Consider the following 24,056-nt stretch of genomic DNA (forward strand, 5'->3'; position numbering starts at 1 on the left):
CTTTCTCATCGTCCACTCCTCAGTGGCTACGATGAGCAACAAACCCTCCCTTAGCAAATACAGCTATTTGGACCCATAGGCGCTGACGTCAGACAGGGTAGATCCCCGTAAGGCACGACAGTTTCCTTAAAACTGGGCGCGATCGGGCTGTCAGGGTCGAATCCCAAGGCGAACATGGCCTTTTCATTGGCTTCCAGCAGAAGTCCCGTGTCGCCGTCAAAGAGCAGCACAATGTCATCGCGCAACAAAGTCAGCGATGTCGGCCCCAGAATAACGTCAAGGCTGAGCGTCGGCGGATCAAATTCGGTTGGTTTAGGATCGGATGTCATGATGCCACATTTAATTTGAACTGGCACCCAGATAGATTGATATTGTTAAAAGGAAGTTTCTTTTCGCCGGCCAGTGAGGCCGCGCATCCCGGTAGACCTTCTACCAAGGGCACCCTAAGCTTGGCAGGTGCAGACGATTCATCAGATTGGCCCCCATGACAGACCAACCCAAATACCAAGTGCTTGCCCGCAAATACCGGCCAGAGACATTCGCCGATCTGATGGGGCAGGATGCCATGGTGCGGACCCTGCGCAATGCCTTCAAGGCCGACCGAATCGCACAGGCCTTTATGATGACGGGCATCCGTGGCACGGGCAAAACGACCACCGCCCGGATTATTGCCAAGGGTATGAATTGCATCGGACCCGACGGCACAGGCGGCCCAACAACTGACCCATGCGGCGAATGTGAGCATTGCATCGCCATTATGGAGGGTCGCCATGTTGATGTCATGGAAATGGACGCCGCATCGCGGACCGGCGTTGGCGACATTCGCGAAATCATCGACAGCGTTCATTATCGGGCGGCCTCTGCGCGCTACAAGATTTATATCATCGATGAAGTGCACATGCTGTCCAAGAATGCGTTCAACGCCCTGTTGAAAACGCTCGAAGAACCGCCTGAACACGTCAAGTTCATCTTTGCCACAACCGAAATCCGGCAGGTGCCCGTTACGGTCTTGTCCCGCTGTCAGCGGTTTGACCTGCGCCGGATTGAACCGGAAGTGCAGATCGCCTTGCTGCGCAAGATCGCAAATGCCGAAGGGGCCGAGATTACCGATGATGCGCTGGCGTTAATCACCCGCGCTGCCGAAGGGTCGGCGCGTGATGCCCAATCCCTGCTGGATCAGGCAATCAGCCACGGGGCTGGCGAAACGACTGCGGATCAGGTCCGCGCCATGCTGGGGTTGGCCGACCGGGGACGCGTGCTGGACCTGTTTGACATGATCCTGCGCGGACAAGCGGCCGAGGCGCTGACAGAATTGTCAGGCCAATATGCCGACGGCGCTGACCCGATGGCGGTGCTGCGCGATCTGGCCGAAGTCTGCCACTGGATCAGTGTTGTAAAGATCACGCCCGAGGCTGCGGATGACCCGACAATCGGCCTGGATGAACGCACGCGCGGCCAGACCATGGCGCACGACCTGCCGATGCGGGTACTCTCTCGCATGTGGCAGATGTTGTTGAAAGCGCTCGAAGAAATAGCGATAGCTCCCAATGCGATGATGGCTGCTGAAATGGCAGTGATCCGCCTGACCCATGTGGCCGACCTGCCCAGTCCTGACGAATTGGTGCGTAAACTGCAGGATGCGACCCCGCCGCCAAGCGGCGGCCCCGCAGGCGGGCGCCCTGCCCCATCAGGCGGCGGCACCACGGCGGCGGCCAGCACACCTACCCCGACACATGCTGCCCCCAGCGGGCCAACGGCCAGTGGTGCGCAAACGGCCGTTGCTCTCGCCTCTGACGCGTTGCAGCATTACGCCCGGTTCGAAGATGTGGTCGAACTGATCCGTGCCCACCGTGACGTGAAACTGCTGGTCGAGGTCGAAACCGGCTTGCGTCTGGTCAACTATCAACCCGGCCGGATTGAGGTGAACCCGACAACGGACGCTGCCCCTGATCTGGTCGGGCGGCTTGGATCACGCTTGCAGGCGTGGACCGGCAACCGCTGGGCCATCAGCATCGCTGACGGGGGCGCACCGACTATTGCAGAGGTCAGGGACGCAGCAGATAACGCCATCCGCGCAGAAGCCGAAGCCCACCCGCTCGTGCAGGCCGTGATTGCGGCCTTCCCCAAGGCCAAAATCACGGACATTCGCACCGAAGAGGATTTGGCACAACACGCCCTTGAAGACGCACTGCCCGAAGTCGACGAGGAATGGGACCCGTTCGACGAAGACTAGATGATTTTCAATGCGTACGGCATCGCAGATGGCAAAGATGAATGCGCTGTCGTTCGACCGAATTGGGATGGTTCACCGGCGATCCAGATCGAAGAAGCAGTAGGGTCAGAAGCCTAGGTTGCTTAGTCGACATCGAATTCTTTGTCCTTTCAGCCATTGTGCTTTGTCTGGCAAAGGTTATTTACAAAGCCTATCATAGATTTTCCGGATCAATGCGGAGGCAGTAAGATGCTCAAAGGACTAGGTGGCCTTGGTGACATGGCCAAGATGATGAAACAGGCGCAGGAAATGCAGGGCAAGATGGCCCAGATGCAGGAAGAGCTTGAAAATGTGATGGTCACGGGCGAAAGCGGCGCGGGTTTGGTCAAGGCAACGGCAACGGCCAAAGGCGAACTCAAAGCGCTCGACATTGATCCGTCCATCTTTAACGGCGACGATAAAGAAGTGGTCGAGGACCTGATCCTTGCTGCCATCAAGGACGCCCAAACCAAGGCAAGTGAACGTGCACAGGAAGAAATGGGCAAACTGACCGAAGGGTTGGGCCTGCCCCCCGGCATGAAGCTGCCATTCTGAGGCCCGCGTGAGCAAAGGGACCGAGGACCTTGATAATCTGATTGCACTGATGGCCAAGTTGCCCGGACTTGGCCCGCGATCAGCCCAGCGCGCGGTCCTGCATCTGATCAAAAAGCGCAGCCTGTTGCTGATACCGCTGGCGGAAGCCATGCACAGGGTCGGATCAACTGCGCGCGATTGTCTGAACTGCGGGAACATCTGCACGCAGGATATCTGCGACATCTGCCAAAGTGAAAAGCGCCGTAACGGGCAGGTCTGCATTGTCGAGGACGTGGCCGACCTTTGGGCAATGGAGCGGTCGCAGGTCTTCAAGGGCCGCTATCATGTGTTAGGTGGCACCCTGTCCGCGCTGGATGCGGTCGGACCCGATGAATTGCGCATTCCCAAATTGCTTGACCGGATCGTGAGCGAGGAAATCACCGAAGTGATCCTTGCACTTGGGGCCACGATCGACGGGCAAACGACCGCACACTATATCGCCGATCAATTGCCCGGCGTGACCGTCACGTCATTGGCCCAGGGCGTACCGGTTGGTGGCGAATTGGACTATCTGGACGATGGCACAATCACCGCCGCGTTGAATGCACGCAAAGCTTTATAGCAGCTGGCGGACTGGCCGATCACAGTTTGGCGGCAGAGGAAACAAAAGCCCTATCCCGTGATCTGGGCGCAGTTTTCCGGTTTCCGAGTGTCTTCGCGGGTCCAGCCGAACTGCCCGTCGCCGGGACCCCAGAAAACGGTAAGAAAATCCCATTCATCTTCGGATTCGTGCAGGAAGCCAATGGCATCGCCCCTGACGATTTGACCGATTTCCGGGGCATCATCGCTATTGCCAGCAAGCAATGGCACACGCCCGCCGCGCCAGCCAACACAGCCGATTTGAGTCCCGGCGCGCACCGGCAAATCTTGCAAGCGGCGCAAGTCGACGACCCCCTCAAGGTCCAAACGCGTCTCAGAGGTGTCGGTCGCACACTGCAACATTGTCTCGTTCGCCCTAAGCCGCGCAACTTTGTCCGCATCCGACGCATTCAGATCAGGAGATCGTGTCGTACAATCGGAGTTGTCGAACAAAGCCTGGCCAAGGTTGGACCCGAAGCAATAGCCGGCGCGGTCAAATATCAGGTTCCGCGTGAACCACAGCTCGGCACAGACGTCATCCGCCAAGGCCGGGAGCGCAGACAAGATTACAACAACAACACTTAAAACTCTCATAAAAGGCATCCATCCCGCTCGAAACGTTAATGTCAACCTACCAAAGCCAAACCTGAGCACAAAAAGAAAAGGCGCGCCGAGGGGCCGGCGCGCCGCGACATATCGCGCTTTCAATTGGGTCTTAGTCTTCGGACTTGTCATCATCCGGCAGGTTGAAGAAGCTGTCAGCATCGCTGACGTCGCGTGTATCTTCCTCTTCTTCCTCGTCTTCGCCGCGGGGGTCAGACAGGCTGAATGTTTCCAAACCAGCCATTGCAGCAGGCATCTTGGGTTCCGGTTCCATACCCAATGACTGTTCGGTGCTGACCAACTTGCGGCGCTCATCATCGGACATGACTGTGCCGTCTTTGGCTTTCTTGGCATTGGCCTTTTGCACAGCGGCATCCAGTTCAGTCTGTTTGCACAGTCCAAGCGCAACCGGATCAATCGGGTCAAGATTGTTGATATTCCAATGGGTCCGCTCGCGGATAGCCTGAATTGTCGGTTTCGTCGTGCCGACCAGTTTCGAAATCTGGCCGTCAGACAATTCGGGGTGGAACTTGACCAGCCAATAGATTGAGGCAGGGCGATCCTGCCGCTTTGAAAGCGGGGTATAACGGGGGCCGCGACGCTTTTCTTCGCCCTCGGATGCGGGGTTATGCAGCAACTTGAGCTTGTGCAGCGGGTTTTCTTCGGCCTTGGTGATTTCTTCCTGCGTCAACTGCTTGTTGGCAATCGGGTCAAACCCTTTGACACCGGTAGCGACATCGCCATCGGCAATGCCCTGCACTTCCAATTCATGCAGGCCACAAAAATCGGCAATCTGCTTGAACGTCATCGTTGTATTGTCGCAAAGCCAAACGGCAGTCGCCTTGGCCATAATTGGGGTCGCCATTTTCTTCTCCTCATCTACAGACAAGCCTTTCCCGCGCCCTTAAATCGGGCTGACCGCTGGTTGGGCCGGGTTCGCGTTGTCAGGGAACTTGAGGTCTATATAAGGGCGCAAGAGCTGATAGGGAAGATCAAAATGCGCAAATTGCTGGCCCTGCTTTGTTTGGCAACCCCGGTGGCCGCAGATGATGTCGCGGGGGAATTCGACTATTATGTCATGGCGCTGTCATGGTCGGCCAATTGGTGCGCGCTTGAAGGAGATGCACGCAATTCACCGCAATGCGACCCGGAAGAGGATTTCGGCTGGATATTGCACGGACTCTGGCCGCAATATGAGCGGGGATTTCCAACCAATTGCAGGACCAACTATCAAGCACCGTCGCGCAGCGATACCGCAGCAATGGCCGATATCATGGGCACGTCGGGGCTGGCGTGGCACCAGTGGCGCAAACATGGGGTGTGCAGCGGGCTGTCTTCTGATGATTACTATGCGCTCTCACGGCAAGCCTACACTCAGATCACGCGGCCAGAGGTTCTGCGCAAGCTCGACAAAACTGTCACATTGCCTGCAACCCTGATCGAAGAGGCCTTCATTCGCGATAACCCCGCAATTGCGCCCGACCAGATCACGATCACCTGCAAGAACGGCTATATCCAAGAGGCCCGCATTTGCCTTACCCGCGATCTAGAACCGCGCGACTGCGCGGCGGATGTCGTAGGCGATTGCAGTCTGGAGGATGCGCTGTTCGAGCCGATCAGGTGAACCTGAAAAACAACGTCCCGTCCTGATGGTCGATGATGACAGTTTCCTGTTTGTGGGCCGCGCATCAGATAGTCAGCATTGGATATTGGATTTGAAACAGCGATAGTGTGTATAACAGGCAGACATTGTGACTGGCCAAAATGCGCTATTGCCCGGCGCGCCGTTTGGTGGGCGACACACTTCATGGGACAGACACACCCGGATCTGGACAACGCTATGCGCTGAGGTCGCACAATCGGCTTTACCTTGACTGCCCACGTGGGTCACATAGCGCCAAACAAAACATGAGAGGCTGCCATGCTTGATGAAACGACAAATCTGCCATCCCTTCTGAAACGGCCTGATCTGGTCTGTGACAAGACACTTGTCGCAGGGCAATGGATAGATGCAGATAGCGGGGCCTCATTCGACGTCACCAATCCCGCCCGCGGTGATGTGATCGCCCGTGTGCCTGACCTGACCCGTGCGGAAACCGCCCGCGCCATTGACGCCGCCCAAAAGGCGCAGAAAGTCTGGGCCGCGGAAACGGCCAAGACCCGTGCTAACATACTGCGCAAATGGTTTGATCTTATGATGGCAAACCAGGAAGACCTTGCCATCATTATGACCGCGGAACAGGGAAAGCCACTGACAGAAGCGCGCGGCGAAGTCGCCTATGGCGCATCATTTGTGGAATGGTTCGCTGAAGAGGCCAAACGCATCTATGGCGAAACGATCCCCGGCCACATGGCGGACAAGCGCCTGACCGTCATCAAACAACCCATTGGCGTCGCCGCAGGGATCACCCCCTGGAATTTCCCCAACGCGATGATTGCCCGCAAGGTTGCACCCGCACTTGCCGCAGGCTGCGCCTTTGTCATCAAGCCATCGGAACTGACACCATTATCCGCACTGGCCATGGCCAAACTGGCCCAAGAGGCTGGCGTGCCTGCGGGGCTGTTTTCTGTCATTACCAGTTCTTCCAGCAGCGACATCGGCAAGGAATTTTGTGAAAACCACGTCGTGCGCAAACTGACCTTTACCGGGTCGACGCAAGTCGGGCGCATCCTGCTGGCACAGGCCGCCGATCAGGTCATGAAATGCTCGATGGAGTTGGGCGGCAACGCGCCCTTCATCGTCTTTGACGACGCAGACCTTGACGCCGCAGTGACAGGGGCCATCGCCTGTAAATTCCGCAACAACGGCCAGACCTGCGTTTGCGCCAACCGGATTTATGTGCAGGCCGGGGTCTATGACGCCTTTGCTGCTAAATTCCAGGCCGCGGTCGAGGCGCTGAAAGTCGGCGACGGGATGAGCGACGACACAACATTGGGCCCCCTCATCGAACCCAAAGCCGTGGACAAGGTGCAAAGCCATCTGGACGACGCATTGTCCAAAGGCGGCACAATCCTGACCGGCGGCAAGCCGCATGATCTGGGCGGGCTGTTCTTTGAGCCAACAATCATCGCCAACGCCACCAACGACATGGTTGTCAGCAAAGACGAGACCTTTGGCCCCTTCGCGCCCCTGTTCAAGTTCGAGGACGAGGACGATGTCATTGCCAAGGCCAACGACACGATCTTTGGGTTGGCGTCCTATTTCTACGCCAAGGATATCAGCCGCGTCACCAAGGTTGCCGAGGCGCTGGAATATGGCATGGTCGGTATAAACACCGGCATCATTTCGACAGAGGTCGCGCCGTTCGGCGGGGTCAAACAGTCTGGTTTGGGTCGGGAAGGATCATCCCACGGAATCGACGATTACCTCGAGATGAAATACATCTGCACCAACGTTTAACTCTGCGATTTTAGGGCCTTGGGCAGGAAATGCCCAAGCCCGCAATTTTTTCCAAGGATTGACGGTTGGCGCGCGTCAAACCACCGTGATGCGCATGATGACCAGTGACGAAGACTTGGCAGAGGCAGCGGCCCACGGTGACGGGGCGGCTTTCGCCAGCTTGCTTGATCGCCATTATGATCGGCTCTTTGCCTTCTGTTTTCGGCTGACAGGCGTGCGGGCCGAAGCAGAGGACCTGACGCAGGACATTTGCGCGGCGCTGCCCGCCAAACTAGCCAGCTATGAGCGGCGGGCGAAGGTCACAACGTGGCTTTACCGCGTTGCGGTGAATGCCGCCCACGACCGCAGGCGCAAGCGTGCGACCTATCTCAAAGCCTCTGACGGATGGGGCGATTGGGAGGTGGCACGCAATGCCGCAAATCGGGACACGGATGAAAAGATAGACTGGCTGACGCAGGCCATGAACCAACTCGACGATGCCCTGCGCGATACGCTTGCGCTCGTGCTGGACGATATGACCCATGCGCAGGCGGCAGAGGTTCTGGGCGTATCCGAGGGCACGATCAGCTGGCGGATATCGGAAGCCAAAAAAGCGCTGCGCGCGATCAAGGAAAAGGAGGACGTGGCATGAATGACGATCTGGACGACCTCAGGGCAATGATGGACAGCGCGACCCCCCGCCCCGATGCGGCACGGCGGGCGGAAAATCTTGCGCTGGCCCAGAAAAATTTCGACGACCTCCAAGGATCGCGGACAGCCCCACGTCCCACTTCTGCAACCAAGGCACAGGGCCTTTGGACAGGAGTAAAGAACATGCTGGACACTTTCACATCCAAAGCGGCGCTGACAACAACGACGGCACTGGTCGCCTGCGGATTTCTGATACTGACACCAGCAGGACAGGACTTGCTGAGGCCTGGATCACAAGTGCTTGCGCCGGAAGCGGAAAGTAACCTGCCTGCAACAGAAATGTCGGTGGAGCGTACGCGCATCACTCCCGATGAGGTCGCCGCGTCGGTCCCGCCTGCACCTGTCATCCAGCAGCAGCAAAATTCTGTAGCGGATGTTGCTCAGCCAATGGATGATCTTGCGCGCGCCCTGCCGGAAGCTGATGAATCGCAGTTTTCCCGAAGTGCCGAGAGTGCGCCCGAAGTCGCAGGCATGTCCGTCAATGGCGTCGTCACCGCACGCACGAAAGCGGCGACCGACATGCAGGGCATTATCGCTGCTGCGCCGCCTGCGCCCTCAACCGCTGATCAGGATGGCATCGCTGCACTGACCGAAGCGGAACAGGCAGCGCCTGCCGTTTCTTCGCTTGGCAGCGAGTCTTTCGAGAGGCAGGAACGCACTGTCGTGCCAACGCCGGATTACCGAACTGTGACGGCCCCCGACACCGAAAGCTTCCCAGAATTTGAAAACAACGCGCTGAAGATCACGGCAGAAGATCCCGTTTCAACATTCTCGATCGACGTGGATACCGCAGCCTATTCAGTCGTGCGGTCATCCTTGATGCGGGGGCAGATGCCTCCGCGCGGGGCCATCCGCATTGAGGAAATGATCAATTATTTCCCGTACGACTATGCAGCACCTGAAGGGAACGCGCCGTTCCAGCCTACTGTCAGCACGTTCCAAACACCCTGGAACCCGGACACGCAGTTGGTGCATATCGCGTTGCAGGGCGAAATGCCCGCGCTGGATGACAGGCCACCACTGAATCTGGTGTTTCTGGTCGATACGTCAGGATCGATGAACCAGGCCGACAAACTGCCGCTGCTGAAACAATCATTCCGGCTGATGCTTGACCAATTGCGGCCCCGGGACGAGGTGGCCATCGTCGCCTATGCAGGCAGCGCGGGGCAGGTTCTGGCACCAACGCCTGCATCCGACCGGACGACAATCCTGAATGCAATCCAATCGCTGCAACCGGGTGGCGGGACCAATGGGCAAGGCGGACTGCAACAGGCCTATGCCCTTGCAGATAAGATGAAAATGGATGGCGAAGTCAGCCGCGTGATCCTTGCCACCGACGGGGATTTCAACATCGGGATCAGCAACCCTGATGCGCTCAAGAACTTTATCGCAACCAAAAGGGACACCGGCACCTACCTGTCCGTCCTCGGGTTCGGACGCGGCAATCTGGACGATGCGACGATGCAGGCGCTGGCGCAAAATGGAAACGGCACGGCGGCCTATATTGACACGCTGTCAGAGGCGCAAAAGGTGCTGGTGGACCAACTGACCGGTGCGCTCTTTACCATCGCAGGCGACGTCAAGGTGCAGGTCGAATTCAACCCCGCCCGGATCGCCGAATACCGGTTGATCGGGTACGAAACCCGCAGTCTGCGCCGCGAGGATTTCAACAATGATGCCGTTGATGCGGGCGAGTTGGGGGCCGGCCACACGGTCACTGCGATCTACGAGATCACGCCGGTGGGCAGCCCTGCGCAATTGAGCGACCCATTGCGTTATGCGCCCAGTAGCGTCGCTGCGCAAAGCAGTGAATTTGGGTTTGTGAAGCTGCGCTACAAAAAACCCGGTGACACCGAAAGCCAATTGATCGCGACACCAATCATCGACAGCGGCACCCCCGGAACAGAGGCAAATTTCGCGGCGGCGATCGCTGGTTTTGGGCAAGCCTTGCGCGGTGATCCCTTCCTTGGTGATTGGGGGTATGATGATGCAATCACTCTGGCCAATGCCAATCGCGGCGGTGACGAATTTGGCTATCGGACGGAAGCCGTGCAACTGATGCGGTTGGCACAAAGCCTGTCTCGATGAAGCGTGTTTTGTCCGTCCCATCCGGTTTTTCATCTGGTCGGATGGGCAAAAAGCTACGAATCATACACAAGAAAGCCACAATTGCGTTTCCCAACGCGCGCCAATTGCTCAGCCTCATGCATATTATACACATATTTATACGAATTTTCGGCAAGCAACCGCCCGTGCCCCACTTTAGCCACAGAAACCCACCTCTTTTTTCACTTTTTAGAGACGCAACATGTCTGAGCGCGTAAAATAACAAAGACTTGGCGAGTCGGCGACCTATCGAATGGCTTGGGGAACTTCACTGTGCTGCATGTTCAAAAGATAAAGATGCGTCCATCTTCCGGCGTCCTGCTGCGCAAATTTTCGCGTGACGAAGACGGCAGTATCATTGTTCTGACGATTATCCTGCTTATCATCATGCTGGTGATCGGCGGAATGGCTGTCGATTTCATGCGGTTTGAATCGCGGCGCGCGGAATTACAGAGCGTTGCCGACCGGGCTGTTCTTGCCGGGGCCAAACAGACCTCATCGCTGGCGGCGGCTGAGCAGGTGAACCAATATTTCGAAAAGGCCGGTTTTGGCGATGCGATTATCGGTGCACCCGTTGTAACCAGTATCGCCGGATCACAATCTGTGTCCGTCAATTCGGCAATTGATATCGATACATTTTATTTGCGGTTCATCGGAATCGACCAACTGACCGCGCCAGCATCTTCTGCGGCCGGACGGACCACGAATGTTGAGATTTCTCTCGTCCTCGATATCTCGGGATCGATGAACTATCTTGTCAGCAACGGCAATCGGCGCATGGACCTGCTTAAACCCGCAGCCGTGAACTTTGTGAACCAGATGCTGGGCACATCGACCGATGGGCCGATATCCATTTCTTTGGTGGCCTATTCAGCACAGGTGAATATTGGCGAAGAACTGTTCAACGCGCTGAATACAACGCCGCGCATCACAGTTGATACAGCAATTAATCCCGCGACAGGCGCACCCTTTTCGTTTGAGAACCCTGCAAACTGCATCGAATTCAACGACGCGGACTTTTCAGCAACCGGGATCAATACCGGGATTGGCGCCACGCCCTACCAGCAGGTGCCCTATTTCCAGCATCGCAGATTTGATCAAAAAAGCGACGGCAACGGCAACTACAGCTCTGACGTCACGGTATCAACATTGGACCAACCGCTTTGCCCCACGTATGATTTCGAAGCGATCATTCCGCATTCGCGCAACGCACTTGAGCTGACAACTGCGATCAATGCATTGCAGCCACGCCAGTACACATCGATCTACAATGGGATGAAATGGGGCGTGGCGCTGCTTGACCCATCAATGCGGGATGTGCTTGCGCCATTGTCGATGATGGATGGCCAAATGGCGGGTGTCCGCCCTGCCAACTACGATGGCACCGCGGATGGGGCGCCCACGCAAAAGTTCGTTATTCTGATGACAGATGGCAAGAACGTGTCCGGATATGTCCCGCGCACGCGCATCTACGACAGCGCGATGAGTACAAGCGACGATGTATACAACAGTGCAGAAGAGCAAATCTGGTGGGCAGAGGGCAACCTGCCTTTCCAGGAACGCCGGCCAGTCGATGAATGGCCCACCAGTCTGACCCGCATCGACGGAGACGGTAATCATGTGTTGAAAACGCGTCGGATCAGAAATCCGCGCAGCGAGGCTGAGGGCGACATTCTTCTTAATAACATCTGCACGGCGGCAAAGGCGTCAGGAAACCCTGGTGATCCGAACATCACTGTCTTTACGATCGCGATGGGGAATGACGTGGCCGAACAGCAGATGCGCGACTGCGCGTCAGCGCCGTCATCAAATTTCTTTTTCCAGACGACCAGCACGACAGGTGCCTCGGAAGAGGCGGCGATCAACGCGATATTTGAGACGATCGCCGATCAGATCAGAACATTGCGGCTGACGCAATAACCGGCGGATCTCGGACGATAGGCGGGCACCCCATCATGCTTGGCTGGACAGGCGCGGGTGTGGTGGTCTGCCTGTGTCTACGCGGATTTGCGCGGGGCCTTGACCAGCTTTGCCACGTCCCGCAATACGTCCAGTGTCAGCGGTTTGTTCAGAAAATCCTTTACAACACAAAACCGCTTTGCCCGACCTTTGTCATTTTGGTTCAGCGATGTCGTCAGCATTACGAAAACCGGACACATGTCAGGGCCAAGAGCATCCGTTGATTTCTCAAGAAACTCGAACCCATCCATTTCCGGCATGTTGATGTCCAAAAGTATCAAATCCGGTCGCGGCAGTGCATCCATCAGCAGATAGTCCAACGCCTCCACCGGGCTCGTATACTGGAAGAGGTTCGACACCAAACCGGATCTTTCGACAATGCGCCGGTACAGCATCTGATCGACTGCATTATCGTCCACCATCATAAGGTTCATTTGCCAGTCTCCAGTCTGGTTATGCGGAAGGAAGATTGAAAGTGAACGCAGTCCCCTGCCCCACGACAGAAACGATTGCGATCTTGCTTCCTTGGTTGGCCGCAATCCGACGGCAAATGGATAACCCCAGCCCGGTGCCCGCGTATTTCGCAGAATTATGCAACCGCCCGAACGGCTTGAAAATCAACGCATGTTTTTCGGGCGGTATGCCTATGCCGTTGTCACGCACAGTAACATCAACCCTATTTTCCACTTGGTTGTGAATCGCCTCAACGGTGATAATCGGTGGTGTCCCCTCTTCACGGAATTTCAGCGCGTTCTGGATCAGGTTTTGCAGGAGTATAGAGATTTGCACTCTGCTTGCTTTCACCGGATGCGCGGCCTGCACCTCAATCGTTGCGCCGGATTTTTGAATCTCCGCACGCAAGAACGACAACACCTCTGTCAGGATTTCACACAGATCGACCGTTTCAGACACGGGTTCCTGACCAATGACCATCGTATATGCAAGGATATCCTCGATCATCAGCCCCATGCGGGACACAGTTGATCTGGCCAAGTCCAAAAGCGCGATCTGACCTTCATCGAAGTTCCCAACGCCGTCATGCTTCAGCTCAGCCAATAGCAGCGACAGCGTGTTGGATGGCGCTTTCATATCGTGAGACATGGCATAAGCAAACGCGCGCAGCTCATCGTTGACGGCGTTGGATTTCTCGTTGGCCTCGACCACCGCAGCCTCTGCATTTTTTTGGGCGGTGATATCTACCGCAGCGCCGATATGATGGCTGACGGCGCCCGCGGCGTTCCGTTGAAAAACCGCATCTTGCGACATCAGCCACACCCAGTGGCCAGCCTTGTGTTTAACCCGGTATTCCGCGTTCAAAACATCACCATCGGTCAGTTTCCTGATATCCTCGAAATGCTGAAGAACTGCGCCAATATCATCGGGATGAAGCAGATTGCGCAAAAGCGATGCGCCCATTTCTACAACTTCCTGCGCTGAATAGCCGAGCATCGTGGCGATACTGCGATTGCTATATTCGTTTGATTGAGTCTGCTGATTGAAGACATAAATGAGACAAGGCGCGATACCCGTCACCTTTTCCAAAAACGGACGCAAATCCCAAGACGAAAGTTCGGAATCCGCAACAGATGCAAAAGTGTCTTGTAGGGCCGCCATAACTGCGCTGTCTCCTCAGATAAGGAGAATTTGCTGCAAACTGGTCAATATTTCCCTAAAATTTCAGGTTTATTCGACAATGTGCAAGCAGGCTATGCGATCCAACCCAGACCGGCGCGCGTATCAGACCTTGGTTCATATTCGCCACTGATCCAGCCGTCATAGCCTTCTGCTGCCAGTTGGGAAAAGAAGGCCGGATAATCAATTTCGCCCTGATCCGGTTCGTGTCGGTCGGGCATCTGCGCCACCTGCACATGCGCAACAAGGTCGCGCATTCTGGCCCATGTCCCCAACATGTCGCCAGTGATTTTGGCGGCATGGAACGTATCAAATTGAAGTCGCAGGTGTGGCGCATCAACAGCCTCGAGCACCTCGCGCGCAAGATCAAAGCAGTTCAGAAAATAGCCTGGCATCGTGTCGTTGTTGATCGGTTCGATTGTCAGCGACTGTTTGGGCGCGGCCTCCGTGGCCCAGCGCAGATTATCAATAAAACACGCTTTTGCTTCATCCCCTTCGGCCACGCCAGACATGATGTGCAAATGCTGCGCACCAAGGGTCTTGGCATAGCGTAAAGCGCGGTTGAAATCGCGGCGGAACCTTTCCTTCTGCGCCGGGACAGCGGCCCAGCCGGGTTCGCCGCCGGTATAATTGGGCGGCGGGCAGTTGATCAGCGCCATTTTCAAGTTATGCCGTCCCAGTTCATTGACGATGTCCTGTGCGTTCACGTCGTATGGAAATAGCACTTCAACAGCATCAAAGCCCCCCTCTTTGGCCGCTTCAAACCGTTCAAGAAAAGGAAGCTCTTTGAACAGCCAAGTCAGATTGGCACAGAATTTCGGCATGGTTACGTCCTCCCCCAATTATCCGTAACGCGGTCGGTGGGAACTGCCAAGAGGCGACGCAACGAGCCAACGTTGCCATGTGTCAAAGCATAACATGTCGGTGAGCGGTCTGGCGACACCGCGGCCTTGTGGCGTAACTGTTGTGCATCTTCAAAAGGAGCTTTTTTGATGCAGTTCAAACGCCGTGATATTCTGGGGCTTGGTGCCTCTTTTTCCGTACTGGTGATGGTTGGCACCGCCAGCAACGCCGAAACCCAGCCAGGCATCTATGCCGAAGATGGGGTGGCCATCGATGGCACCGATCCGGTCGCCTACTTTACCCAAGGGCGGCCCGTTGCGGGTGATCCGGCGATCACGCACGACTGGATGGGGGCGACGTGGCGCTTTGCCAGCACCGCCAACAAAGAGGCCTTTGTCGCTGATCCCGTGGCCTACGCCCCGCAATTTGGCGGCTACTGCGCATGGGCCGTGAGCGAAGGCTATACGGCCTCCACAACGCCCGATGCATGGTCGATTGTCGATGACAAACTTTACCTGAATTATTCGCGACGCATCCAGCGCCGCTGGGAACGCGATATTCCGGGCCACATCGAGAAAGGCAATGCCAATTGGCCAAAGGTGTTGGGCTGAGCCACCCGGCAAACGTCACCAGCGATATTTCCGCTGGTGGCGGCGCGCTTTTGGTCACCGGGTGTCGATCCTCAAGAATGCCAATCATCTTGTGATGACGTCGTTCATTTCAGCGCCCTTGACCTATGGTCCAAGAAATGGGTGCGATTCCACACTCTCTATTTCAGGTGCGCCAAGTAACTTGCGCCTGACGGCCAAGCCAGACATGCCCTGCGGTCAATTACAGCAAGGAGACCCCAAACGACTGCGAGGCCTTCAGGCTTAGGACAGTTCCTCCGCCGGAATAATCGGAAAAAACACGCCTTGCGAGCGGACCCCAAACCAGCGCTCGCCTTCGTGATCTGCCTCCTCACCGATATCCACCAGACGGTAGAATGACTTGCGGTCGATCAGGGCCTCTAGGTTGGCCCGCACCAGCACATAGGGTGACGGCTCGCCCGTGACATCATCACGCACCACGCGGATGGGATGATCTGCACCGGCTGTCACAAAATCACCGACGTTGGTTTCAAACACCAGCCCTTCGTCAGTCTGGTTGAAGTCGACCGCAACAAAGGGGGCATCGTCCACAGTAATGCCGACCTTTTCGACAGGCGTGACCAGCACATAATCATCGCCGTCCTTGCGTAGAATCGTTGAAAACAGCTTCACCAGCTCAAACCGGCCAATGGGCGTCCCCATGTAAAACCATGTCCCATCGCGCGCGATCCGCATGTCGATATGACCGCAATGGGGCGGATTCCACAGATGCACCGGCGGCAAGCCGCCTTTTTGGGCAGCACGTGCGCTGCTGGCAAGGCTTTCCGCGGACGGTGTTACAATCTTTTGTGTGTTCATTGTTTTTGCCATTGGGCTTCATAGTATTATCTGTTGGAATGTACGATATAGTTCAACCGGAGGATTGTCATGGCCAACGACGCCGATCTTGTCGCCCAAATTGAAACACTGGGCGCAAAGCTGGGTGAAGCACGCACCAGCATCTCGGCCCGTTTTATCGGCCAGCAAAAGGTCGTGGACCTGACATTGACCGCGCTGATCTGCGGTGGACATGCTGTGCTGATCGGTCTGCCCGGCCTGGGCAAGACGCGGCTGGTCGATACTTTGTCCACCGTCATGGGTCTGAACGGCAATCGCATCCAGTTCACCCCCGATTTGATGCCTGCTGATATCCTCGGGTCCGAAGTGCTGGAAACGGCCGATGGGGGCGCGCGCAGCTTTCGCTTTATTGAAGGGCCGATTTTTTGCCAGCTTTTGATGGCCGATGAAATCAACCGTGCCTCGCCGCGGACTCAATCGGCCCTGCTGCAAGCGATGCAGGAAAAAGAAGTCACCATCGCAGGCGAGCATCGCCCGCTTGGCGTGCCGTTCCATGTGCTTGCAACCCAAAACCCGATTGAGCAGGAAGGCACCTACCCCCTTCCCGAAGCGCAGCTGGACCGTTTTCTTGTGCAGATCGACGTGCCCTACCCTGACCGCGAAACCGAAAAAGACATCCTGATCGCCACAACAGGCGTAGAAGATGCCAAATCTACCGCCGTTTTCACCGCGCAGGAACTGCTGGACGCGCAGACCTTGCTGCGCCGGATGCCGGTGGGCGACAATATCGTGGAAATGATCCTTGATCTTGTGCGCGCCTGCCGCCCTGATGATCCGTCAGCACCTGATACGATCAAACAAAACGTCAGTTGGGGGCCTGGCCCCCGCGCCGCACAGGCACTCATGCTGACCGTGCGTGCAGCCGCATTGCTTGACGGCAGGCTCGCGCCATCTGCCGAAGATATCCGCGCGATGGCTGTCCCTGTACTGGAACACCGCATGGCGCTTTCCTTCGCTGCGCGTGCGCGGGGTGAAAGCATCCACGCGATCATCAATAGTGTGGCTGACCAGATCACAACCGTATCCGCCGCCGCATGATCACACCTGCCGCCCTTCGCTCCGCGTCCGAAAGTCTCGCAGCGCCGCTCCCTGCCCTGCTGGCCGAAGCAGAGCATTTGGCGACGACCGTGCTGCTGGGTGATCACGGACGCAGACGGGCGGGCATGGGTGACAGCTTCTGGCAATACCGCCCGGCCCAGCCCTCGGACGAGGCACGCAGCATTGATTGGCGCAGATCGGCCCGATCGGACGCCAACTTTGTGCAGGACAAGGAATGGCAGATCGCGCAGTCGATTATCCTTTGGGTTGATCAGGCGGCGTCCATGTCGTTTCACTCGGCAGACAACCCAACTAAGGCACACCGCGCCCGCACGCTTTCTCTAGCGATTGCGATCCTGCTGATCCGTGGCGGCGAACGGGTTGGGTTAACCGGCGTGCGGCTGCCCCCCCGCCGAGGTGAAGCACAATTGATGCGGATGGCGGAAATGTTGTCGCTCGATGATGAAACCGACTATGGCGCGCCCGAAGCACAAGGCATGTTGCCGCATTCGCGCGCACTGTTTGTCAGCGATTTTCTGGGCGACATCAAACCGGTCGAAGAGGCGCTGCTGCGCGCCGCTGATCGTGGTGTGCGCGGTGCATTGCTGCAAGTGCTGGACCCGCAGGAAGAAGCCTTTCCCTTTGACGGGCGCACGATCTTTCAATCTATGAGTGGGCAGATCGAGCATGAGACGCTCAAGGCGGGCGACCTGAAACAGCGCTATCTGGAACGTCTGGCCGAACGCAAGGACAAGCTGCAAAATCTGGCGCGCACGACAGGCTGGCAATTCCAGACGCACCACACCGGCCAAAGCGCCACCAACGCCCTGCTTTGGCTTTATAATGCATTAGAAAGGCACGCTTGATGCCCGCTTTGACAATGACACGCACGGGCTGCCACTGATGTGGTCCATTGGCCCAATAGGATTTGCCGCCCCTTGGCTTTTGCTGGCGCTGATTGCCTTGCCAATCTTGTGGCTGTTGCTGCGTGCCGTGCCGCCAGCGCCGATCAGGCGACGGTTTCCGGGTGTCGCACTTCTGCTGGGGCTGAGTGATGACGAAACCCAGTCGGACCGCACGCCATGGTGGCTGCTTTTGCTGCGCCTGCTGGCTGTGGCCGCTGCCATCATCGGTTTTGCCGGACCCGTTCTGAACCCGCAGACAGCGCGCGATGGCACCGGTGATCTGGTGATCGCACTTGATGCCACGTGGGCGGGGGCCGCAACTTGGCAGGCCAAGATCGACCGGGTGGAAACGCTGCTGCAAGAGGCCAGCGTAGCCGACCGCCGGGTCGCCGTTGTGACTCTGACCGATCTGCCAAAACAGGACCTCCCCTTCGGCAGCCCGTCCGACTGGCAAGACCGCCTGCCAAATTTGCAGCCAAAACCGTGGCAACCCATTGAACCTGCTATCTACTTTGACGCGCAGTCAGGTTCATTCGAGACTTACTGGATTTCCGACGGTCTGGATTACGACGGCAGGGACGCACTGCTGTCAACATTTGAGGGTTTTGGCGCGGTCACAGCCTTTCAAACCCCACGCCAGACCATCGGCCTGCGTCCCGCCCGTTTCGAGGACGGGCAGGTTCTTGTGTCCGCCACACGCACTCCTGTCGGCAACACGACAGAGACAACCATTACTGCCGTCGGGCTTGATCCGGCCGGGGTAGAGCGGCAATTGGCCACTGTCCCGATGACATTTGAAGCGGGTGAAGGCGTTGCGGAAACCGCGATGGTTTTGCCGCCAGAGTTGCGCAACAGGATCACCCGGTTTGAGCTGACAGGAACGCGGTCTGCCGGCGCGGTCAGCCTGACCGATGATGCGCTGAAGCGGCGCGAAGTGGCCCTGATTGCCGGTCGCGACGAACGCGAAAGCCTCGAATTGCTGTCCCCTCTTTACTATCTGCGCGAGGCACTTGAGCCGACAGCCGACATTATCGACGGCGCGCTTGAGGATATTCTACTCGCCAACCCTGATGTCATTGTTCTGGCTGATGTGGCGATTCTGACCGATATCGAGGCGCAAGGCGTCGAAGACTGGGTCGAAAATGGCGGCCTGCTGCTGCGTTTTGCAGGCCCTCGGCTTGCCGCATCCGATCTTGGGCGCAATGAAGAAGACCCGCTGCTGCCCGTGCGCCTGCGCTCTGGCGGGCGCAGTGTCGGGGGTGCGATGAGCTGGGGAGAACCCAAATCGCTGGCTCCATTCGACGAAGACAGCCCGTTTTATGGGCTGGAGGTGCCGGACGATGTCAATGTGACCTCGCAGGTTATGGCCCAACCTGACCCCACGCTTGCCGACCGTGTTATTGCGCAGCTTGCCGACGGTACGCCCATGGTCACGCGCAAGCCCCTTGGTCAAGGGCAGATTGTTCTGGTCCATGTGACGGCCAACGCCGAGTGGTCCAGCCTGCCCCTGTCCGGCTTGTTTGTGCAGATGCTGGAACGGCTAGCCGTTTCGACCCGCCCTACCACGCCCGACGCGACTGAACTGGAAGGCACCACATGGCTGCCCAACAAGGTGCTGGATGCTTACGGTCGGCTGGATGATGGCAGTGCCCTGCCCGGCGTTGCCGGCGAAACGCTGGCGACAGGGCGCGCAGGCCCGGACTTGCAGCCGGGCCTCTACGCGGGTGGCGACCGCCAGTTGGCCATCAACGTAATCGGAGCAGAGACAATGCTGAACACCGCCCAATGGCCCGCCCGCATCGCTGTCGAAGGCATGGCGATCACCCGTGAAACTGCGCTTAAGGGCTGGTTGCTGGCGGCAGCTGTCGGGTTGCTGCTGGTCGATGTCATTGCGTCGCTTGCCGTGGGTGGCCGTTTGCGCGGGCCGCGCGCAGATGTCGCCGCAGCAATTGCACTTGCGGTCCTGCTGGTCCCCGATCTGGCCCGCGCGCAAGAGGATGATTTTGCCATCCGCGCCACGTCAGAAGTTGTGCTGGGCCATGTCATCACTGGCGATCCCGATACGGACGAAGCCACCGCAGCAGGCTTGCTTGGCCTGTCACAAACGTTGTTCCGACGCACGTCAATCGAACCGGCCGCCCCGTTGGGTGTGAACCTTGAGACCGACGAACTGGCGTTCTTTCCGTTCCTTTATTGGCCGATCACAGCCGACCAACCGCTGCCCAGCCGCGAGGCATACGGCAAATTGAACCGCTACCTGCGGTCCGGTGGTATGATCATGTTTGATACAGCCGATGCGAACACAGCCCGCTTTGGATCATCGTCCCCCGAGGGCCGCAAGTTGCAGGCGATTGCACGGTCACTCGATATACCACCCCTGGAACCCATCCCGTCAGACCACGTGCTGACCCGCACTTTCTATTTGTTGCAGGACTTCCCCGGCCGCTATCCCAGCCGCGATGTCTGGGTGGAAGCGGCCCCACCGGATGCAGAACAGATTGAAGGGATGCCGTTTCGCAATCTCAACGACGGGGTGACGCCGGTGATCATCGGTGGCAATGACTGGGCACGCGCTTGGGCGGTCACACCATCGGGTGCGCGCATGTTCCCCGTCGGGCGTGGCACTGCGGGTGAGCGTCAGCGCGAATATGCCCTGCGCTTTGGGGTCAATGTGATCATGCATGTCCTGACAGGCAATTATAAATCCGATCAGGTCCACGTGCCGGACCTACTGGACAGGTTGGGACAATGACGCAATCGCTTATCCTTGACCCGCTGATCCCGCTGGCAGCACTTTATCTGGTCGCAGGGCTTGCTGCACTCAGTCTTGGGCTTGCGATCTGGCGCCGGATGCCGGGCTGGTGGCTGCGCGGTCTTGCCGAGCTGGCGCTGCTCGCCGCCATTGCCAACCCCGCGCTCCAGCAGGAAGACCGCGAACCGCTGACAGATATCGTGATGCTGGTCGTCGACGAAAGTGCCAGTCAGCGGATCAGCGACCGCCCGGACCAGAACGCGGCGGCAATTGCCAATATCGAAGCTGAACTGGCCCGTCAGCCAAACACCGAACTGCGCACAGTCACATTGGGCGATGGCGAAGGCGACACGGGCACAACCCTGATGACCGCCCTGTCCGAAGCGCTGGCCGAAGAACCACAGGCGCGCATCGCCGGGATCATCCTAGTCAGCGACGGGCGTTTGCATGATCTGGACCGCGCCCCGCGTCTGCCAGCCCCGATGCATCTGCTGATGACAGGACAACCTGATGACTGGGACAGGCGGCTTGTCGTGTCAAATGCGCCAGCCTTTGCCATTCTGGGCGAACAGGTCAGCCTGACCTTACGGATCGACGATCAGGGCGCTGCCCCCGGAACCGACAGCGTGCCGCTGTCTATCTCGATTGATGGCGATGCCCCTTTGACCCTGCCCGTTCCCGTTGGCGAAGATGTCGAACTGCCCATTCAACTGCCCCACGGTGGTATGAATGTGCTGCAATTCACGATCCCCGCCGCACCCGGCGAACTAACCGACCGCAACAATAGTGCGGTCGTGCAAATCAACGGGGTGCGCGACAGGCTGCGTGTACTGCTTGTCTCGGGTGAGCCACATCCGGGTGAACGCACATGGCGCAACCTGCTGAAATCGGATTCCGCGGTTGATCTGGTGCATTTCACCATTCTGCGCCCACCAAACAAACAAGACGGCGTGCCGGTTGACCAATTGTCCCTGATCGCCTTTCCGACCCGCGAGCTATTTCTCGAAAAGATCAACGATTTTGACCTGATCATCTTTGACCGCTATCGCAGACGGGGCATTCTGCCCAGCCAGTATATCGACAACATCAGACAGTATGTCGAAAATGGCGGGGCGGTTCTGGTGTCGTCCGGTCCCGAATATGGGGCCGCTGAAAGCATCTATCGGTCACCACTGGGCAGCATCCTGCCCGGTGCGCCGACAGCGCGCGTCTTCGAAGAAGGTTTCACGCCGCAGATCACCGATTTGGGGCAACGCCACCCCGTCACTGAAGGGCTCGAAAGCTTTGCACCCGAGGCCGAAGACGGGACAGGCCCCGGTTGGGGCCGCTGGTTCCGCCAGATTGACGTGCTGGTGCCGGAAGAGGCCACAACCATCATGTCAGGCATCGAAGATCGACCACTGCTCATGCTGAACCGTATCGGCGAAGGGCGGGTGTCGCTGATAGCGTCGGATCAAAGCTGGCTGTGGGATCGCGGGTATGAAGGTGGCGGGCCGCAGCTTGAATTGCTCCGCAGGCTGGCGCACTGGATGATGAAAGAACCCGAACTTGAGGAAGAATCGCTTTGGGTCGAACCCACTGGTCAGACCATGCGGATCATCCGGCGCACGCTTGATCTGGAAACTGGTGATGTCACCGTGACCCACCCCGACGGGACCGAAACGGTGCTGACATTGGAAGAAGTATCGCCCGGCCGCTTTGAAACACTTTGGGAAGCCCCCGAGATCGGGCTTTACCGGTTGGACGATGGTGATGAAACAAGCGTGATCGCCCTTGGTCCGTCGGCGCCGCGAGAGTTTGAACAGACGATTGCAGCAGGTGACCTGTTGACGCCTTTGGTTGCAGGAACAGGTGGCGGGATTTTCGCGCTGTCAGACGGGGCTATCGACGTGCGCACAGTCCGCGAAGGGCGGCCCGCAAATGGGCGCGGCTGGATCGGCATAACGCCACGTGGCGCATTCCGCACCGCCGATATCAGTATCACGCCAGCCCTACCTGCATGGGCATTCCTGCTGCTTGCATCATTGCTGATTATCGGGGCATGGCTGCGCGAGGGTCGCCGCTAGACGTCGTAGCGACTTGATCGCGTTATTTGTCTTGATCCAGTTGGACCTCGAACAATTGGTCCGACCAGCCATCAATATTATCGCGTGCCCGGATAAAGATAACCTCAGCGCCTTGCGGGATCGCAACACCGCCCAGAGACCGGGTAAATGGCTGCTCGTTCACATGCGGATGTGCCAGAACCCGCACACCAAGGCTTTGCCCTTCCGCATCCAGCACTTCCCAGCCATCTGCATAATGATCCCATCCGGTATCGGGATGAGACAGGGTCACGCTGATACGGTCCCCGTCAACGGCGACATTTTCAACGACAGGGGCATCAGCGAAGGCAGGCACCGCCAACATTGAGCAAAGGACGACATGTCTCATGATCCCTCTTTTAACAAAATGCTGCGGGGGATCGATGCAAATTCGCGTGACCAGACAATCCAGACCACAAGAACAGTTGCTCCGGCCAGGGCCACCGCTCCTAGCAGCCATGCCAGTGCCCCCAATGCGAAATACATCGACCGCAGCCCGCGGTTGAAATTGATCGCCGCCCGAATGTTCAGTTCCGCTGCCTGCCCCGCGCGCGGATACGACAGCGGATCGTCGGGTGCGTTGGGAACGGAAGCCATGATCACCGCGCAATAGCCAAACACGCGGTTCGCCCAGACAAACTTCAGGAAGCCATTGGTCAGGAACAGCGCAACAAGCGCCAGCTTCAGCTGCCAGATCAGCACCGGAACTGGCATGTCAGAGACTTCAGCAGACAGGCCCGCCAAAGGGTCGGTATTGCCCACCAATGCGAGCACGCCCCCGATGGCCAGCAGACAGGTTGACGCAAAGAATGAAGTGCTTTGGCGCAAGGTCGAAAGTATCTGGCTGTCAAAAATGCGCGGATCGCGGGTCACAAAAACCTTCATCCAATCTCGTCGTCTTTGCGACATCAACATTGTCACGGACGGACGCTTCGCGTTCGGGTTATCGATCATCAGACCGATCCCCCACCAACACAGGACAATGAATGCTGCCGCACCCCAATCAAGGATGCCCAAAAGGCCAAGATGTTCTATCAGTTGCATGGGTCCGGGTTTAACCAACCCCGGACGGACTTGCCATATGGTAAAATTGGTATAGTCTTCTTACCAATCGCCGCGAAAGAGGGAATCCA

Annotated in this window: 22 protein-coding genes; 13 read left to right on the forward strand and 9 right to left on the reverse strand. The window is 57.6% G+C overall.

Annotated elements, in window-relative coordinates:
* Nucleotides 1–50: 50 nt before the first annotated feature.
* Nucleotides 51–329, reverse strand: a complete 279-nt coding sequence (locus tag C8N45_RS19935; RefSeq protein ID WP_108388279.1) for a hypothetical protein — start codon at nucleotides 327–329, stop codon at nucleotides 51–53.
* A gap of 155 nt (nucleotides 330–484) precedes the next feature.
* Between C8N45_RS19935 and C8N45_RS19940 the strand changes: the two genes are divergently transcribed.
* From C8N45_RS19940 to recR, 3 genes are all read left to right on the forward strand, one after another.
* On the forward strand, nucleotides 485–2,233 hold the full coding sequence (locus C8N45_RS19940) for a DNA polymerase III subunit gamma/tau (RefSeq protein ID WP_108388282.1): 1,749 nt from the start codon (nucleotides 485–487) through the stop codon (nucleotides 2,231–2,233).
* 228 nt (nucleotides 2,234–2,461) lie between these two features.
* Nucleotides 2,462–2,806, forward strand: a complete 345-nt coding sequence (locus C8N45_RS19945) for a YbaB/EbfC family nucleoid-associated protein (protein WP_108388284.1) — start codon at nucleotides 2,462–2,464, stop codon at nucleotides 2,804–2,806.
* A 7-nt stretch (nucleotides 2,807–2,813) separates the two neighbouring features.
* Nucleotides 2,814–3,407, forward strand: coding sequence for a recombination mediator RecR (gene recR, locus C8N45_RS19950; RefSeq protein ID WP_108388286.1), 594 nt, complete (start codon nucleotides 2,814–2,816; stop codon nucleotides 3,405–3,407).
* 50 nt (nucleotides 3,408–3,457) lie between these two features.
* Here the strand turns inward: recR and C8N45_RS19955 are convergent, their stop codons facing one another.
* Both C8N45_RS19955 and C8N45_RS19960 read right to left on the reverse strand, forming a co-directional pair.
* Nucleotides 3,458–4,018, reverse strand: a complete 561-nt coding sequence (locus C8N45_RS19955; protein ID WP_168769534.1) for a DUF4453 domain-containing protein — start codon at nucleotides 4,016–4,018, stop codon at nucleotides 3,458–3,460.
* A gap of 121 nt (nucleotides 4,019–4,139) precedes the next feature.
* On the reverse strand, nucleotides 4,140–4,892 hold the full coding sequence (locus tag C8N45_RS19960) for a DUF1013 domain-containing protein (protein ID WP_108388290.1): 753 nt from the start codon (nucleotides 4,890–4,892) through the stop codon (nucleotides 4,140–4,142).
* A gap of 132 nt (nucleotides 4,893–5,024) precedes the next feature.
* Between C8N45_RS19960 and C8N45_RS19965 the strand changes: the two genes are divergently transcribed.
* From C8N45_RS19965 to C8N45_RS19985, 5 genes are all read left to right on the forward strand, one after another.
* On the forward strand, nucleotides 5,025–5,651 hold the full coding sequence (locus C8N45_RS19965; protein ID WP_108388432.1) for a ribonuclease T2 family protein: 627 nt from the start codon (nucleotides 5,025–5,027) through the stop codon (nucleotides 5,649–5,651).
* A gap of 297 nt (nucleotides 5,652–5,948) precedes the next feature.
* Complete coding sequence (locus C8N45_RS19970) at nucleotides 5,949–7,427, forward strand: NAD-dependent succinate-semialdehyde dehydrogenase (RefSeq protein WP_108388292.1); 1,479 nt, start codon at nucleotides 5,949–5,951, stop codon at nucleotides 7,425–7,427.
* Between the two features lie 94 nt (nucleotides 7,428–7,521).
* A complete protein-coding gene (locus C8N45_RS19975) occupies nucleotides 7,522–8,058 on the forward strand; it encodes an RNA polymerase sigma factor (RefSeq protein WP_168769535.1) in 537 nt (178 codons plus the stop codon).
* Nucleotides 8,055–10,205 (forward strand): vWA domain-containing protein, encoded by a 2,151-nt coding sequence (locus tag C8N45_RS19980; RefSeq protein WP_108388294.1) that lies wholly within the window; start codon nucleotides 8,055–8,057, stop codon nucleotides 10,203–10,205. The genes C8N45_RS19975 and C8N45_RS19980 overlap by 4 nt, the downstream gene beginning before the upstream one ends.
* A gap of 315 nt (nucleotides 10,206–10,520) precedes the next feature.
* Entirely contained in the window at nucleotides 10,521–12,143 is a 1,623-nt protein-coding gene (locus C8N45_RS19985; RefSeq protein WP_114427868.1) for a pilus assembly protein TadG-related protein, read from the forward strand.
* A gap of 77 nt (nucleotides 12,144–12,220) precedes the next feature.
* Here C8N45_RS19985 and C8N45_RS19990 read toward each other — a convergent pair whose 3' ends face one another.
* The 3 genes from C8N45_RS19990 to C8N45_RS20000 all read right to left on the reverse strand — a co-directional run bounded on the left by C8N45_RS19990 (nucleotide 12,221) and on the right by C8N45_RS20000 (nucleotide 14,638).
* Nucleotides 12,221–12,616 (reverse strand): response regulator, encoded by a 396-nt coding sequence (locus C8N45_RS19990; protein ID WP_245882780.1) that lies wholly within the window; start codon nucleotides 12,614–12,616, stop codon nucleotides 12,221–12,223.
* Between the two features lie 19 nt (nucleotides 12,617–12,635).
* On the reverse strand, nucleotides 12,636–13,796 hold the full coding sequence (locus tag C8N45_RS19995) for a sensor histidine kinase (RefSeq protein WP_108388298.1): 1,161 nt from the start codon (nucleotides 13,794–13,796) through the stop codon (nucleotides 12,636–12,638).
* 92 nt (nucleotides 13,797–13,888) lie between these two features.
* Nucleotides 13,889–14,638 carry a hydroxypyruvate isomerase family protein gene (locus C8N45_RS20000; RefSeq protein ID WP_108388300.1) on the reverse strand — a complete coding sequence of 250 codons (750 nt, stop codon included), beginning with the start codon at nucleotides 14,636–14,638 and terminating at the stop codon, nucleotides 13,889–13,891.
* Between the two features lie 168 nt (nucleotides 14,639–14,806).
* On the opposite strand from C8N45_RS20000, the gene C8N45_RS20005 reads away from it, so the two are divergent.
* On the forward strand, nucleotides 14,807–15,268 hold the full coding sequence (locus tag C8N45_RS20005) for a YHS domain-containing (seleno)protein (protein ID WP_108388302.1): 462 nt from the start codon (nucleotides 14,807–14,809) through the stop codon (nucleotides 15,266–15,268).
* Between the two features lie 261 nt (nucleotides 15,269–15,529).
* Here the strand turns inward: C8N45_RS20005 and C8N45_RS20010 are convergent, their stop codons facing one another.
* Nucleotides 15,530–16,105 carry a DUF1285 domain-containing protein gene (locus C8N45_RS20010; RefSeq protein ID WP_108388438.1) on the reverse strand — a complete coding sequence of 192 codons (576 nt, stop codon included), beginning with the start codon at nucleotides 16,103–16,105 and terminating at the stop codon, nucleotides 15,530–15,532.
* A 69-nt stretch (nucleotides 16,106–16,174) separates the two neighbouring features.
* On the opposite strand from C8N45_RS20010, the gene C8N45_RS20015 reads away from it, so the two are divergent.
* Genes C8N45_RS20015 through C8N45_RS20030 form a run of 4 tightly spaced genes read left to right on the forward strand, consistent with a single transcriptional unit; the run spans nucleotide 16,175 to nucleotide 22,905 of the window.
* The gene (locus C8N45_RS20015; RefSeq protein WP_108388304.1) at nucleotides 16,175–17,182 is read left to right on the forward strand and encodes an AAA family ATPase; all 1,008 of its coding nucleotides are present in this window, start codon (nucleotides 16,175–16,177) and stop codon (nucleotides 17,180–17,182) included.
* The gene (locus tag C8N45_RS20020; RefSeq protein WP_108388306.1) at nucleotides 17,179–18,048 is read left to right on the forward strand and encodes a DUF58 domain-containing protein; all 870 of its coding nucleotides are present in this window, start codon (nucleotides 17,179–17,181) and stop codon (nucleotides 18,046–18,048) included. The genes C8N45_RS20015 and C8N45_RS20020 overlap by 4 nt, the downstream gene beginning before the upstream one ends.
* Before the next feature lie 37 nt (nucleotides 18,049–18,085).
* The gene (locus C8N45_RS20025) at nucleotides 18,086–20,839 is read left to right on the forward strand and encodes a DUF4159 domain-containing protein (RefSeq protein ID WP_108388309.1); all 2,754 of its coding nucleotides are present in this window, start codon (nucleotides 18,086–18,088) and stop codon (nucleotides 20,837–20,839) included.
* Nucleotides 20,836–22,905: a hypothetical protein gene (locus C8N45_RS20030; RefSeq protein ID WP_108388311.1), complete on the forward strand. Its 2,070-nt coding sequence runs from the start codon at nucleotides 20,836–20,838 to the stop codon at nucleotides 22,903–22,905. Before C8N45_RS20025 ends, C8N45_RS20030 begins: the two co-directional genes overlap by 4 nt.
* Nucleotides 22,906–22,927: 22 nt before the next feature.
* Here C8N45_RS20030 and C8N45_RS20035 read toward each other — a convergent pair whose 3' ends face one another.
* Together C8N45_RS20035 and C8N45_RS20040 are read right to left on the reverse strand one after the other, a co-directional pair.
* The gene (locus tag C8N45_RS20035; protein WP_181868961.1) at nucleotides 22,928–23,272 is read right to left on the reverse strand and encodes a hypothetical protein; all 345 of its coding nucleotides are present in this window, start codon (nucleotides 23,270–23,272) and stop codon (nucleotides 22,928–22,930) included.
* Complete coding sequence (locus tag C8N45_RS20040) at nucleotides 23,269–23,967, reverse strand: DUF599 domain-containing protein (RefSeq protein WP_108388313.1); 699 nt, start codon at nucleotides 23,965–23,967, stop codon at nucleotides 23,269–23,271. The genes C8N45_RS20035 and C8N45_RS20040 overlap by 4 nt, the downstream gene beginning before the upstream one ends.
* Between the last annotated feature and the right edge of the window lie 89 nt (nucleotides 23,968–24,056).

It is taken from the genome of Yoonia sediminilitoris, from assembly GCF_003058085.1.
Taxonomy (GTDB): domain Bacteria; phylum Pseudomonadota; class Alphaproteobacteria; order Rhodobacterales; family Rhodobacteraceae; genus Yoonia; species Yoonia sediminilitoris.

Excerpts from the sequence above, each read along its gene's own strand:
- C8N45_RS20005 (WP_108388302.1), top strand. The coding sequence starts at position 14,807 with ATGCAGTTCAAACGCCGTGATATTCTGGGGCTTGGTGCCTCTTTTTCC.
- C8N45_RS19940 (WP_108388282.1), top strand. The coding sequence starts at position 485 with ATGACAGACCAACCCAAATACCAAGTGCTTGCCCGCAAATACCGGCCA.
- C8N45_RS19965 (WP_108388432.1), top strand. The coding sequence starts at position 5,025 with ATGCGCAAATTGCTGGCCCTGCTTTGTTTGGCAACCCCGGTGGCCGCA.
- C8N45_RS19935 (WP_108388279.1), bottom strand. The coding sequence starts at position 329 with ATGACATCCGATCCTAAACCAACCGAATTTGATCCGCCGACGCTCAGC.
- C8N45_RS19960 (WP_108388290.1), bottom strand. The coding sequence starts at position 4,892 with ATGGCGACCCCAATTATGGCCAAGGCGACTGCCGTTTGGCTTTGCGAC.
- C8N45_RS20010 (WP_108388438.1), bottom strand. The coding sequence starts at position 16,105 with ATGAACACACAAAAGATTGTAACACCGTCCGCGGAAAGCCTTGCCAGC.
- C8N45_RS20000 (WP_108388300.1), bottom strand. The coding sequence starts at position 14,638 with ATGCCGAAATTCTGTGCCAATCTGACTTGGCTGTTCAAAGAGCTTCCT.
- C8N45_RS19975 (WP_168769535.1), top strand. The coding sequence starts at position 7,522 with ATGATGACCAGTGACGAAGACTTGGCAGAGGCAGCGGCCCACGGTGAC.
- C8N45_RS19995 (WP_108388298.1), bottom strand. The coding sequence starts at position 13,796 with ATGGCGGCCCTACAAGACACTTTTGCATCTGTTGCGGATTCCGAACTT.
- C8N45_RS19970 (WP_108388292.1), top strand. The coding sequence starts at position 5,949 with ATGCTTGATGAAACGACAAATCTGCCATCCCTTCTGAAACGGCCTGAT.
- C8N45_RS19980 (WP_108388294.1), top strand. The coding sequence starts at position 8,055 with ATGAATGACGATCTGGACGACCTCAGGGCAATGATGGACAGCGCGACC.
- C8N45_RS20035 (WP_181868961.1), bottom strand. The coding sequence starts at position 23,272 with ATGAGACATGTCGTCCTTTGCTCAATGTTGGCGGTGCCTGCCTTCGCT.
- C8N45_RS19945 (WP_108388284.1), top strand. The coding sequence starts at position 2,462 with ATGCTCAAAGGACTAGGTGGCCTTGGTGACATGGCCAAGATGATGAAA.
- C8N45_RS19985 (WP_114427868.1), top strand. The coding sequence starts at position 10,521 with ATGCGTCCATCTTCCGGCGTCCTGCTGCGCAAATTTTCGCGTGACGAA.
- C8N45_RS20020 (WP_108388306.1), top strand. The coding sequence starts at position 17,179 with ATGATCACACCTGCCGCCCTTCGCTCCGCGTCCGAAAGTCTCGCAGCG.
- C8N45_RS20025 (WP_108388309.1), top strand. The coding sequence starts at position 18,086 with ATGTGGTCCATTGGCCCAATAGGATTTGCCGCCCCTTGGCTTTTGCTG.
- C8N45_RS19990 (WP_245882780.1), bottom strand. The coding sequence starts at position 12,616 with ATGAACCTTATGATGGTGGACGATAATGCAGTCGATCAGATGCTGTAC.
- C8N45_RS19955 (WP_168769534.1), bottom strand. The coding sequence starts at position 4,018 with ATGAGAGTTTTAAGTGTTGTTGTTGTAATCTTGTCTGCGCTCCCGGCC.
- C8N45_RS20040 (WP_108388313.1), bottom strand. The coding sequence starts at position 23,967 with ATGCAACTGATAGAACATCTTGGCCTTTTGGGCATCCTTGATTGGGGT.
- C8N45_RS20015 (WP_108388304.1), top strand. The coding sequence starts at position 16,175 with ATGGCCAACGACGCCGATCTTGTCGCCCAAATTGAAACACTGGGCGCA.
- C8N45_RS20030 (WP_108388311.1), top strand. The coding sequence starts at position 20,836 with ATGACGCAATCGCTTATCCTTGACCCGCTGATCCCGCTGGCAGCACTT.